This is a genomic window from Candidatus Sodalis sp. SoCistrobi (assembly GCF_900143145.1).
Classification (GTDB): Bacteria; Pseudomonadota; Gammaproteobacteria; order Enterobacterales; family Enterobacteriaceae; genus SoCistrobi.
Genome location: NZ_FRDB01000069.1, coordinates 1 through 12,940, shown reverse-complemented (window position 1 = coordinate 12,940; position 12,940 = coordinate 1). Strand labels below are relative to the sequence as shown.

The 12,940-nt window shown below is 50.5% G+C and carries 11 protein-coding genes and 1 pseudogene; 5 read left to right on the top strand and 7 right to left on the bottom strand.

The window, feature by feature from the left end:
• Positions 1–125 precede the first annotated feature (125 nt).
• Positions 126–590, top strand: a pseudogene (locus CINSTRO3249_RS06695) (glycoside hydrolase family 15 protein); the annotation flags it as partial.
• 141 nt (positions 591–731) lie between these two features.
• Here CINSTRO3249_RS06695 and CINSTRO3249_RS17155 read toward each other — a convergent pair.
• Positions 732–1,853, bottom strand: coding sequence for a DUF808 domain-containing protein (locus CINSTRO3249_RS17155; RefSeq protein WP_174249743.1), 1,122 nt, complete (start codon positions 1,851–1,853; stop codon positions 732–734).
• Positions 1,854–2,006: 153 nt separating this feature from the next.
• Between CINSTRO3249_RS17155 and CINSTRO3249_RS06680 the strand changes: the two genes are divergently transcribed.
• Complete coding sequence (locus tag CINSTRO3249_RS06680; protein WP_074012691.1) at positions 2,007–2,303, top strand: putative quinol monooxygenase; 297 nt, start codon at positions 2,007–2,009, stop codon at positions 2,301–2,303.
• 262 nt (positions 2,304–2,565) lie between these two features.
• Here CINSTRO3249_RS06680 and CINSTRO3249_RS06675 read toward each other — a convergent pair whose 3' ends face one another.
• Both CINSTRO3249_RS06675 and CINSTRO3249_RS06670 read right to left on the bottom strand, forming a co-directional pair.
• Positions 2,566–3,432, bottom strand: coding sequence for an alpha/beta hydrolase (locus CINSTRO3249_RS06675; protein ID WP_074012690.1), 867 nt, complete (start codon positions 3,430–3,432; stop codon positions 2,566–2,568).
• A gap of 640 nt (positions 3,433–4,072) precedes the next feature.
• Positions 4,073–5,656 (bottom strand): EAL domain-containing protein, encoded by a 1,584-nt coding sequence (locus tag CINSTRO3249_RS06670; RefSeq protein WP_074012689.1) that lies wholly within the window; start codon positions 5,654–5,656, stop codon positions 4,073–4,075.
• Positions 5,657–6,246: 590 nt separating this feature from the next.
• Here CINSTRO3249_RS06670 and CINSTRO3249_RS06665 point away from each other — a divergent pair.
• Positions 6,247–6,984, top strand: coding sequence for a LuxR family transcriptional regulator (locus CINSTRO3249_RS06665; RefSeq protein ID WP_074012688.1), 738 nt, complete (start codon positions 6,247–6,249; stop codon positions 6,982–6,984).
• 147 nt (positions 6,985–7,131) lie between these two features.
• Here the strand turns inward: CINSTRO3249_RS06665 and CINSTRO3249_RS06660 are convergent, their stop codons facing one another.
• Positions 7,132–7,761 carry an acyl-homoserine-lactone synthase gene (locus tag CINSTRO3249_RS06660; protein WP_074012687.1) on the bottom strand — a complete coding sequence of 210 codons (630 nt, stop codon included), beginning with the start codon at positions 7,759–7,761 and terminating at the stop codon, positions 7,132–7,134.
• A gap of 492 nt (positions 7,762–8,253) precedes the next feature.
• Between CINSTRO3249_RS06660 and CINSTRO3249_RS06655 the strand changes: the two genes are divergently transcribed.
• Positions 8,254–9,153, top strand: a complete 900-nt coding sequence (locus CINSTRO3249_RS06655; RefSeq protein WP_074012686.1) for an SDR family oxidoreductase — start codon at positions 8,254–8,256, stop codon at positions 9,151–9,153.
• Between the two features lie 541 nt (positions 9,154–9,694).
• Here CINSTRO3249_RS06655 and exbD read toward each other — a convergent pair.
• The gene (gene exbD, locus CINSTRO3249_RS06650) at positions 9,695–10,120 is read right to left on the bottom strand and encodes a TonB system transport protein ExbD (RefSeq protein ID WP_074012685.1); all 426 of its coding nucleotides are present in this window, start codon (positions 10,118–10,120) and stop codon (positions 9,695–9,697) included.
• 3 nt (positions 10,121–10,123) lie between these two features.
• Positions 10,124–11,146 carry a tol-pal system-associated acyl-CoA thioesterase gene (gene exbB / locus CINSTRO3249_RS06645; protein ID WP_371441368.1) on the bottom strand — a complete coding sequence of 341 codons (1,023 nt, stop codon included), beginning with the start codon at positions 11,144–11,146 and terminating at the stop codon, positions 10,124–10,126.
• A 147-nt stretch (positions 11,147–11,293) separates the two neighbouring features.
• Here exbB and CINSTRO3249_RS06640 point away from each other — a divergent pair, with 147 nt between their 5' ends.
• Positions 11,294–11,569, top strand: coding sequence for a hypothetical protein (locus CINSTRO3249_RS06640; RefSeq protein ID WP_125933131.1), 276 nt, complete (start codon positions 11,294–11,296; stop codon positions 11,567–11,569).
• A gap of 11 nt (positions 11,570–11,580) precedes the next feature.
• Here CINSTRO3249_RS06640 and CINSTRO3249_RS06635 read toward each other — a convergent pair.
• Positions 11,581–12,940, bottom strand: a 1,360-nt coding sequence (locus tag CINSTRO3249_RS06635; RefSeq protein WP_254304262.1) for a flagellar biosynthesis protein FlhF, incomplete at its 5' end; no start/stop codon positions are given.

The window sequence follows — 12,940 nt, the reverse complement described above, 5'->3', positions numbered from 1 at the left end:
AATATGTCACCAGGGTTTAATCTGACGTACAAGCTGTAAGCTTAAGGCAGAGTACAAACTCACCGGTAACATCCCAATGATCAGTTGGGGATCATTAACCTTTGAAAGTCAATGATCAAGATATAAGGCAGGCTTATACCTTCTATCCGGGCAGCGATAAGCTGGATGCCTCGTTGACCCTGATGCATGCTTACGGCGCCAGAATAAATCGTACACGAATGCTGGCGACGTACGCCGCTATCCATCATGAGTTGGGGCATGGCAGCGCGATGCTGTATCGTTATTCTGGCGTGGAGAAGGAAGAGAGTACTTTTGTCGCCTGCGCTTTTTGGCGGGTAGAGGCGTTAGCCAATCTTGACGGCATGGACGAAGCCAACGCCGCAATGAGCGAGATTTTCGACCACCTGTGCGATAACGGTAATATAGAGACGTTTAACGAAATGTTTGACGTTAACACCGGCCTGTGGCGCGGCAATCTGCCACAGGGGCTGAGTCATCTGGCGCTTATTTGCGCCGCCGCCGCCCTGTCGAGCCAGTCCATTCCCGCATCCCTGGCGTCAGGGCAACGCGGGGTGGCGGACGCAGATTGATTTCTGCGCCGTGATGACGAACTGATGCCGCTGGCGCGTTACAGGAGATAGCCCGCCCGGGTAAACCTGGCACCCTTGCCCGGCAATCATCAGCCGTAGGGAATGTCCCCGCGCACCCATGTGTTAAAGGGCGAAGGATAATTAGCCGGCCCGGGTATGCTGCCCGCGGCCAAACAGTTTCTTTAACGCGGCGACGATAAGCACCACGATCGTACCGGCAATTAAGCCCAGCAGCATATCGCTGAGGCTTATCATCAGCGTACCGGTAACACCACGGTAATGTTCGCCGATGCTGTCGATAAGGCCGTGGGTCCAGGGAAAACCATGCGCCAAAATGCTCCCCCCGACCAAAAACATGGCGATAGTACCCACCACCGAGAGCGTTTTCATCAGCAGCGGCGCGGCACTGACAATCCAGCCGCCCGCGCGGCGCAGCAGGGCGTTCATGGCTCCTTGTCCCGTCAGTCGGCTCATATAAAGCCCCAGATCATCCATTTTGACGATTGCCGCCACAAGGCCGTAAACGCCCAACGTCATCACCAACGCAATCAGTACCATTACCGCAATCTGCGTGAGCAATGGCGCCTGAGCGACGATATTGAGTGATATCACGATAATTTCGGCCGAGAGAATAAAATCGGTCCGCACAGCGCCTTTCACCTTTTTGTTTTCCAGGGCCAAGAGGGCATCCCGCCCGAAGGATCCCTCCGCGCCCTTCTCTACCGCCGCGGCGTGATCACTTGTCGGCGCTTGCGGCTGCGTTTGCAGTTGCGGTTGCTGCGGCTGTACTTGCTGTTGCGGTTGCTGTGCTTGCGTTTGCTGTTGCTGTTGCGGTTGGGATAAACCCTCCGTCGCCACGGGCGCCCTCGCGGGCGTTGAGTCTTCCTCTAGGCGGGAGACAGGCGTGCGCTGGTGTTTGGCTTTGCGGTGGTGCCAGTTCTCAATTAATTTCTCAACCCCTTCATAACTCAGATAAGCCCCACCCACCATCAGCAGCGGAGTAATCGCCCAAGGAAGCCATGCGCTGATCACCAGCGCCAGCGGCACCAGAATCGCTTTATTCAACAGCGAACCTTTAGCGACTTTCCATACAACCGGCAATTCTCGATCGGCTTTCACGCCTGAAACCTGTTCGGCATTCAGTGCCAGATCGTCGCTCAGAACGCTGGCGGTTTTACGGGCGGCAACCTTACTCATCGCCGCGACGTCATCCAGTATCGACGCGATATCATCAAGTAAAGCCAGCAAGCTGGTTCCGGCCATCTCCAATTCCTTTCACCGCAAAAGAAAATAAAGGGTTTTATTATTAACCCACAGGATCCGCACGATTCTCGATCGCAACGGGTTTATTGATAGTAGCATGTAGACAGAACGGTCCAAGACCGTATCTTCGTGTAATCATTTAAGGAGAAGTCGATGACCACCGAGATTCATGTTGTTGCACTCGTCGAGGGCAAACCCGGCAGCGCAGAGGCGATAGTCAACGTCGTCGCCCCCTGTATTACGGCCACCCGGCGCGAGCAAGACTGCCTGAGCTACACCTTCCATCAGGATAAGGCGCGCCCCGATCGCTTCATGTTTATTGAGATTTGGGCCAATGAAGATGCGCTGAAGCAACATGCGCAATCAGCGCACCTGAAAACGCTGGTCGACGGATTGGCGCCGCTGACTGCCCATCCGTTGGAAGTGTCGGTTTTGCAAACGCGGTTCTAGCAGACGGCAGATTGCCCTGCAGCGTGCGTTCAGTGGTGCGGGCAGGGGGCATGCGCCCTGCTGCGGGACAAAGAGCGACAACCGGCGACGGCGGTTTGCTCGCGGCAAGCGCACGGCGGCGAAACAAACTCCGACGCCCGATGACAGTAAACAGTCGACGGCAAAGAGAACGACGGACGACGACCGCCCAGAGATTGTCGTTGGCCAGACCGCCGCCATCCGCCCAAAGGGTAGCGCAGTCTGCGGTCGTCACACGCCGTTGCTAGAGGTTGTTTTTCAGCCATTGAAGCTGTCGGGCAATGACATTCTCAAAATGTTTTCCCTTGAACATGTCGAAATGATAAGCCTGCGGTTCGATATGACAGGTTTTCGGTGCCGTGATGGCTTGATACAGCGCCAAACCATGCTCGACCGGTATGACTTTATCCCATTCCGCCAGCACGACAAACGTCGGCTGCGTCAGCTTCTGAGCGTTGATTTTTGGTTGATACAATATCGCCTCCAAAACGGTCAGATATGGCACCTTGATGTTCAGGGCAGGATAATCGTGTTTGGCATGCTCATAAAAGCGCCGTGACTCTTCATCGGTCATCACCTTGATGATGGGAACCATCAGTTCACGTCCAGATTGGTTCTTTTTCTGCTGCATCCGTTCCATGGTGTTCATGAAACGCTCTCTTTCCTCTTCGGCCATGTCGCCGGTAACCAGCCTATTACCGCTGGCGAAGCCCATCTGGCTAATGACACATTTTATCTCAGGACAGCGCACGGCCACATCGATAACCAGGCAACCGCCGAGAGAAGTGCCCCATAATGCGATACGTTTAGCATCTATATAGGACTGCGTTTTACTCCAGGCCAAGACCGCGATAATATCGTTATTCTGTTGTTCGGGGATAATCCGGCCCTGATCTCCCTCGCTTTCACCGAATCCGCGGTAATCAAAGGTAATGGCATGGTAGCCGGCCTGGGCGAATGCCTGGGCATAAAGGGGTAATAACAGATCCTGAATGCCATAAAAACCATGGCACAGCAGAACGGCCGGTGACGGCACCTTGCTGTTGGCACGGTATACACGTACAGCCAGTTTTTCATTTTGGCTCACGACATAGTGCCGTTCAGTGTTCATCGTCAAATCTCCTTGTATTACAAACAACATTCAACGTATGACTATAATGATGATAAGACGCCATACCCTTCAGAAAACAGGACACGTGTTCCCTCAACATCAAACCGCAGACGACGCGCTCGGACGTGGAGGAAATAATGATGCAGCGTAACGATTTCTGTCGACGCAAGGGCTAATAGTATTGATTCGCAAATCCGAAAAAGCCAATAAATACAATTTCATATAATTTCAATCACAATGATATTAAACATTAATCAATAGATAAACCAGATAATAGTTCTATCCACGCTGGTTAAACACTTATTAATGCAGTCCGTAGTTGACATAATTTTGCAAGTGCCTTGTGGCCGGCGAACGAGATTGAGAATGGATCGCGACCCGTTTAAGCCAGCGCCAACCGGTGGCGGCAACACGAAAAAGGTAACGACGGATTCCCTCTGGCGCGACAAGATAATTAACTCAGTTTCTACTGTTGAACATCATAGCGGCTGACATGAATCACCTGCATGGCAGATGATTTTTAATCAAATTATTATTAGGATATTTATTAGTGATAGATTTTATTGTTAAACCGCTGACTCAATAAAAATAACATATCCAGTAAGCCAATATCGTTAACGTCGTCACTGGCAATGACTTTTTAACCCGGCGGCAAGGCATTTTTTTGCTTCACGGCTGAACCCACTCGCGGCGGTAAAGCAGGAGAAGCGGCGCTGCGCGAGCGGCGTTGCTGATGATACCAGGACAAGAATGCCATTAGCGGCAGCGGCTGAGCAAACAAAAATCCTTGCTGATAAACCACCCGCTTGTTTAACAGATAGCTTTTCTGCAATTCCGTTTCTACGCCTTCAGCAATCACCTCCATCCCAAAGCGGTTAGCAAGTTCGATGACCACGTCGACCAAATCGGTGGCGCTGTCCTCCTGTGCAATCATTGCGACAAAGGAGCGATCAATTTTCAATAGATTAATCTGCATGTTACCTAAGTACGAGAGCCCAGAATAGCCGGTGCCAAAATCGTCAATGGCAATGATAACGCCAAGGGCCTGTAGCGAGGCAAGGATCTTGCGGGTGGCGGCATTAAATTCAATATACTGCCGCTCCGTCAGTTCCAGCACCAAAAGAATATTACGCGAGTGCACTTTTTGCAGAAACTGACGGCAATCTTTGACAATTTTATCGCTTTGTAGATGGATCGCCGCAATATTGAACGCGACATGGAGCGTTTCGTCGTTGGCGCTCCAATGCTGCGCCAGATCCTCTGCCACTTGAGTCATTAATTGTGCCGTTAACGGCAGAATTAAGCCAGACGCTTCGGCCAGCGGCACGAAAACCTCGGGTGAAATAAACCCATCCGCAGGGTGACGCCAGCGAACCAAAATTTCCACACCGGAACAATAGCCCTGGGCAACGTTCATAACTGGCTGGTAGTAGGCCTCGAATTCATTCCGCTTCAGGCCCAGCAGCATATTATTCTTTAATGAACCGGCCGCTCGCAACCATTGGTGTATTAGCAACGCCATCATCAGCGCAATGGCGGCAATCAGCAAAATCATATGGCCGGCGTTAATGAGAAAATAACGCCAGGGCACCCCCGGCGGCGTCGCCATCTGTAATCGATAGGGATAACGTGCCGATACGCCGCTAATGAGGCGCTTTTTCGGGTCTTGCGCGCCGAGCGGAATAAGCGTTCCGGCCGACGTGAGTACTGTGTCGCCTATCGCTAACCCCACCGGACGGGATGGGCTGAGCGTAGTGATTATCGCGCGCAAGGTGTGCGAATCCATTATCACCACCGCACGTGTTTGTCCTCGCCGTTGCTCTAATACGATCTCTGCCGCAGCGGGCCCGACTTGCAAGCTCAGCGCCGCCCCTTTCGCGCCGGCGGGCACGGGCGTCAACGCATGTTTCATCGCGGGTGCCGAAGAACAATAGAGACCATTCTGATCTGCCAAACTGACCGAACGTATTAAAGGGTATCGCCCGGCCAGATCGCGCAACGTTTCAAGCACCGCTGGACAGGGACGCCCAGCCAGCAATAGCGCCCGTTGGGCGGTGTCATCGCCATTGCTCATTAGGGTGTCGATAACATTGATAAGACCGTGGATTTCTTCACGCACCTGACTTTTACTATTTTGCTGAGTAACAAACAGCAGCAAAACGATGGACACAATAAAAAAGAGGAGGGGGATGACGCCCCACAGGATAAAACGATAATTGCTCATGACTCTCGCCAGCACTGCGGTTTCAAGTATCCTGCACATGTTCTGCTTTCCTGATGTCGGTCTTGATGCGCGGGCACTTCCCTGCAAAGAGGAAGTCACCATGATGGCATGAAGAAGAAGTATAAGGTAAACCCATACGCCTGTCAGCCTGCCGGGTGCCGCAGGGAGACTTCTTTGCGCGCCGCCGGGGAAAGATAGGCAACTAATTATATGCTTAATTCATATTATTATATGAACATATTATATATTAAATTATAATTTAAGTTACTTTTGGGTAAATACTCCCCCAACAATAAAATTTGACTTATTGTGAAAATAACATGATACTGAATAGTAAATAATATATACATGGTATATTTAGCGACATACACATTAGCTAAGCCTTTTCATCCGCGCTAACAATTTAATAATTAACTAAAATGGTTAATAAATAGCTATTTTTTTGTTATGCGCGCACAACTATTGACGGGCACGGTTTGCCTGTTGCTCATTTTCTGCTGGCAGTCATTGCCTGGAAAATATTTTCATGATTATCCTTTTGCGCCTCAATATACTGCCATTATCACTTAAATCAAACGATGAGAAGCAAAATGTTCTCTATAATTAAGCCATTTACATCTCGGGAAAACGGTCTGGTCATCGCAGAAATTCATGATCTTCTCCAGCATGAAATGAATATCAATCAGCCTATACGCTTTGCTTATTTTATTTTCAACAAATCCCAGGACGAAAAACCCGTCATTTATTCAAACTATCCGAAAGAATGGGTAGAAAAATACATGAAGAATGAATTATATAAGCAAGATCCCGTTTTGCTGGTGGCCAGTCAAAAGATCATGTCTTTCCCGTGGCATAAGAATTACTTTAAAAAAACCAAGCGCCAGAAAAGTAATATCTTCGCCCAAAGCTCAGAATACAACATTACTCGCGGATATACGTTCCCGCTTCACGATCATGAAAACAATCTGGCTATGCTTAGCCTGTACAGCGAAAGCGATCCTGATCAGCTGATGAAATGTATCGGCGACCACGAGGATCGTTTGTATTTGCTGTTTCTTTCCATTCATAACCGGTTTCTTTCGGAGAAAACGCAGCAAAACGATAAATTGCATACTAAAGTGGAGAAAAGACTAACCTCCCGCGAGATTGAAGCGCTGCATTGGGCAAGTATCGGTAAAACTTATCGTGAAATCGCCATTATTATGGGTATAACTGAAAGTACCGTAAAGTTCCATATTGGTAATCTCATTGTTAAGCTCGACGTCATTAACGCCAAACACGCCATCAAAAAAGCGACGGATTTACATCTGCTGAATTTTAATGAATAGCAATATAACCGTATTGTCAATGGCTCAAGAAATATCTTGTCGGATGTTATTCTTTATGGCCTGGGATAGCTCATGCCATTGACAACCGAGATCTGTTATAGAACGGTCAAGCTTTATCCACAAATGGGTGTCTTTGCAAGAATGCTATTATAGATAAACGGGCCATTTTTTTAAGTAATACTCATCGCAATAATGATAGCGCCGGATATATTTGATCAAATTAGCCTGGCTATCGTCATCGATGGGAAGCCGCAGCAGGTAGACCGGTTCGTCTTTTTCAGAGTTACCAATAGTTTGAACCTCGATGAGCCAGCCACTGCGTTTGAGGATAGTGTACATCGATCGGCTGCACACGGTCAGTATCCCTTTCATCCCTATAGCGCGGGCGTAATTAATCATGCCTAGAAACAGCAGATGGCAAAAGGGCAACTTTGTCTCAGTTAGCGACTTAACCCTGTCTTTATCGACAAAAAAGCGGCTCGATTCCAGCAGTGTTTCGTCGGCGGGTGCGTCGTAGCGGAAAAAGTCACGAAAGGGCCCGGTAATCATGTTGGGGTATTTCATGCTGATAAACCGGACGCTGCAAATCAACTCACCGTTATAGCATCCAAGCACATAGTGGGTGTTTTCGTTATCATACTCATCAAATTCACGCTCTCCTTTACAGGACACCTTCCAGTTCAAACGGTCTTTAAACGTTCTTTTACGTAGGAGATATAACTCCTCCAGCCTGTCATTTATTATGTCCTTGTATTCTACGTTGATTAAATTAAACATAGACCATCCTTTTATCATTATAAATAAAAATGAGCAGAAGATATTTAAAGCGTATTTATAGTATCAGTAAAGAAATTGACTAACAACCTGTACTAAAGTTTAGGGTAAAAGCGGCATTAACAGTGCGGAAAGGCTTATTAAATTATCGCCAAGATGAGTGAAAGCGAAAAAAGAAGGGAATGATAACAACAATCACACAGATTTCATCATCGCTAAATATCCCGCGCGAGCGCAATTTCGCGACAATGCTTAGAATCGCTTATACAACGCCACCGCCCTACGGGTAATAATAGGTGATAATACGGTACTTTTAGCGAAAATGAATAAAAAAACGCATGATATTCTCTAACCCCGAATTAATATATTATTTACTTAAGCATAATTTATCATCGATAAAATTACTTAACCTGATAGTAATTAGACAAATTGGTAAACATTAACTAACCTTAAGGCTACCTCTCAGTAAAACTTTAATAGCACATGGAGAAAATAATGGCTGATTATGATCAATATAAATTGCAGAATCCTGTGACTCAATATTCAAAGGACGGCTTCCCTAAGCAGCAGCAGAATCCGCCCGGTCTGCAAACCGACATGACGCCAGTACCTGATTGCGGGGAAAAAAGTTATCGCGGTAGCGGTCGTCTTGAAGGCCGCAAAGCGCTGGTGACCGGCGCCGACTCCGGCATCGGACGCGCGGCTGCCATCGCCTTTGCCCGTGAGGGCGCCGACGTAGCCCTGGCTTATCATCCCAGCGAACATAAAGATGCCGAACAGGTAGCCGAGCTGGTGAAAGAAGCCGGCCGCAAAGTGGTGTTACTGCCCGGCGACCTGCGTGATGAGTCGGTCAATGTTAAAGTGGTTGAGGATGCGCTGAATCAGTTGGGCGGGCTGGATATTCTGGCACTGGTGGCCGGAAAGCAAACCGCCGTGAAAGATATCGCCGATCTCACCACCGAGCAGTTTCGTGAAACCTTTGAAACCAACGTGTTTTCTTTGTTCTGGATGACCAAGGCCGCCCTTCCCCATTTACCGCCCGGCGCGTCGATTATTACCACATCGTCGATTCAGGCCTACCAACCCAGTCCGACGCTGCTGGATTACGCCTCGACCAAGGCCGCCATCCTTAACTTCACCCGCGGGTTGGCTAAGCAAGTGGCGCAGAAAGGCATTCGCGTCAACTGTGTCGCCCCGGGGCCCATCTGGACCGTATTGCAGGTGGCCGGCGGACAGCCGACCGAGGCACTGCCCTCTTTCGGTACCTCGACCCCGCTCGGCCGCGCTGGACAACCCGCGGAGCTGGCGCCTATCTATGTGTATCTCGCCTCGCAGGAATCCAGCTATGTGACGGCGGAGGTGCATGGCGTCACCGGGGGCAATCATTTGGGATAAGGTTTAAAGCCGACGCCTGGTACGCACACCCCGTCCGGCGCTGAGCGAACCAGGCGCCCACTGAAAACGGTGCCTTGCACCGTCAGAATGCGCGCTAATGACCACGGTGTTGATAGCTGGGGTATCGCGTTGTGATATCTGGCGTTTCTTGGCAGGCTTTTGCGAGCACGCTTATCGCTACGCCGCACAGCGGACAGCGGACAGAGAGCGCCAGCCATTCAGGACAGCGCCGGGCGCCGCTGGCGGGGCTGTTGGCAGCTTTGAAAGGTCATGACACCGTCATTGGTGGCGCGTGGGACTTTAATCGGCTATGACACCGTCATTGGTGGCGTTGGCGACATGAATCGGTTATGGCACCGCCATTCGTGGCGTTTAGGACTCTAATCGGTTATGACAGTGTCATTCGTGGCGCGTGGGACATTAATCGGTCAGTCACCGCCATTCGTGGCATTGGCAAAATCTTATGCCGGAAAATTATCCCTAAGCGGGGGATGCCTATCCCCCCAACCCGTGCCTGCTGGCGACATTTTGCGCCAGGAGATTATCCCTGACCAGGTTTTTCCAATCCGACTAACCCGACTTTAAAATACCCCGCCTTGCGCAAGCTATCCATGACCGACATTATCGTCGCGTAATCCACGCTCTTATCGGCCTGGAAAAATATTGGCGTGTCTTTGTTACCTTGGGTCTGTTCGTCCAACGTTTGGGCCAGCGTCGCCATTGTCACCGTCTTATCGCCGATAAAGAGCTGCTTGTCCGCTTTAACCGATAAATACAACGGCTTATCCGGCCGCGGTTGAGGCGTTGCGGTGGAGTTGGGTAAATCCACCCGGATATCCACCGTTGCCAGCGGCGCGGCGACCATGAAGATAATCAGCAGCACCAGCATGACATCGATAAAAGGGGTAACGTTGATATCGTGCATTTCGCCGTCGGTATCAACATCCTCATTCAAATGCATCGCCATTACTTATCCAACCCGAAATTTAGTCACCTGTGCGGACACTTGGCTGCCCGCTTCCGCGGCCAGGTCCAAATCACGGCCGAGCAGCAGCAGAAGTTGCGCGGCGCAGTCCCCCACCATCGCTTTGTAGCCGGCGATGGTACGGGCGAAAATATTGTAGATAACCACCGCCGGAATGGCGGCGAACAGGCCGATGGCCGTTGCCAGAAGCGCTTCAGCGATACCGGGCGCCACCACTGCCAGATTGGTGGTCTGGGTATGGGCGATACCGATGAAACTGTTCATAATGCCCCAAACGGTGCCGAATAGGCCAATAAAGGGGGAAATCGCGCCGATGGTAGCCAGAAAGCCATTGCCTTTACCCATGGCGCGGCTAACGCCGGCCACCCGACGCTCCAAACGAAAGGCCACGCGCTCTTTGATGCCATTGTTGTCGCTAAGACGGGCCGACAGATCCAATTCGTTGGCGGTTTCGGCCAATAAACTGGCGCTCAGGCTGCGGGGGGAGAAATTGGCCGCCACCGTGGTGGCTTGATCCAGGCTACGCACGTCTTTTAAGAGCAGCAACTCACGGCGCAGGCGCCGTTTAACCGCCAGCAATTCGGCGCCTTTACCGAAAAATAATGCCCAGGTCACCACCGAGGCCAACAGCAGACCAATCATGACAATTTTTACCACCACATCGGCGTGTTGATACATGCCCCAAACGGAAAGATCCATTTGCATCGGTTGCTGCTGCGCGGGCGTCGCCCCTACGGGAACCGGCAGCGATAACGGGCCGCTGGCCGCTGGCTGAGCGGCGGCCGGCGCCGGGGACGTATCGGCGGCGCCGGTGTCGGCCGCAGCAGCATCAAATTGCGTGGCGGTCGGGGTCGTAGCGGTGGCCGGCGTAGCGAGGGCATTGCCCGTCACGCCTGCGCTCAGAAGCAGGCTCAGGAAAATGCCGCGCAACAGCGTGGCGAATACTGCGCCTTGCCCGGTTGATACGCCGCTCAATGATAAATTCTGTTGCTTAACAGCCGATTTCACGCTGTGCCTCCACCCGCTACTGACCGAAGAATAATTCAGCCAGAATAATAGCAAATGGGACAGGAATTGATAGTGGTTCTCATTATTATTTGTGCTTGGCACTCGTCACCCACGGGGTTATTCCAGGGTAAATGGGTCACCTGCGTGATGAAACCTATCGCGTTTAGAAATCGCCGCCGGGATAGCATTCGAGGCCAGCAAGCGACGGAGCGTGACCATTCTATCCGCTGTCGCCGGGAAACAAAAGGCAGGCAAAACGTCTGCCCCGTACTCGCCATAAGTGATAACCTGAATCGGATGGGCATCCCCGCCGCCATGTACGGCATGAAATTTTTGGCAGAAGGCAAAGCACGAATAATGACATCGAAGAAATTAGAAACGGTGCTGATTAGCGCCGGCAGAAAACCCGCATTTACGCCATAGGTATCTACACATCAGGGAGGAGGCTTAAGAGCAACTCTCGCTAAATGAGTAAGTTCTTCCAGACTATATTCCGATAATAATTTTAGTGTATTCAACAAGATGGATAGGCCAGCGAGCAGAGCAGGAGCGCTCTCTCTGCGGCCTCGCTTTTGCTGTCGTCCTGACAAGCGACATATCAGCTGGCGGGCTGCCGCATTTTCTTCTCCTTCAGCGCGTTGCAGCCGCCATACCAGAACAGCAGCCATACTGGCTATTAACAACCTGCGTAGTACGGCTGGCGCGCTGCGCTGAAGCCATGTTTCTACGTCATGTCCGGCACCTTTCAGCAACTTAAAAAATGATTCAATATTCCAGCGCCAGTAATACCAACGAGCTACTTCCTCGCAGGTGATCTCGCTGCAAACGTTTGTAAGCAGCGTCCAGCGTCCCACCACATTACCGAGATCATCCGTAAGCCGAACAACAACCAATCTGACCGTCAGAGGCTCTCCAGGTTGGATTTTTATGCGGCGGCCGGTTTCTTTATCTTTACGCTTCTGCTGCGCAGCTCGGGTTATGACTATCGAGGTTTCACTGATTTCCATATCAGCTTTTTTCCCTTTCCAGTCTACCTGTCCGCATCCGTTGTATGGCAGAAGAGCAGCAATCTCACCAATTTTCAATGAATTACCTTGCCACTCTGCACCATGTCCTTCTTTTCCTCGGATAAGCCAGCATATTCCTTGAGTACTCAACGTCCGCATATGTCCAATAGAGTCACCCTCTCTATCAATTATATGAATCAGCTTTTTACCTATATTAAGCGATTCCACACGGGCAATATCGGTCGTCAAGGCGTCCATATGTGTCTGCCGTTCGGACAGTCCTTCCGCCAACGTTGAATGACAACCGGTTGCATCGGTAAGTGTCTGAGATAGAGGCGCTATTGGCAAACCCGTGCCAGCATCAACCAGCAAGCTGCTTTGAAGTTCATATCCAACATCGCCACCGTGCGTCATTTTTAAGCGTCCGTATTTGGCATGATGGTAAAGAAATTGTAAACGTGACCAATCATGAACAACGAGAGCGTATGGATGCGGGCTAAGCGAAATTTGCTCAAGTGCTAGCGAAATAATTGGCTCATTGAGTTGACTGAAGCTAATTCGCTTATTATTCAGAAAACGCCAGACAGCTTGGGTAGTTGCGAAAGTTGATTTTTGAGCACTTGCGAGGTCTTTAACCGCAGAAGCAAGAAGAGCCGCGGGCGTCATATGCTGTTTAACCAGCGTCTGATATCGGCGGGTAAGGCGAGAGTCAATCCCGCCAACAGATAGGTTGAAATCATTCTGCAAAGTAATAACAGGTATCACGATAAATGTGTAGATACCTATG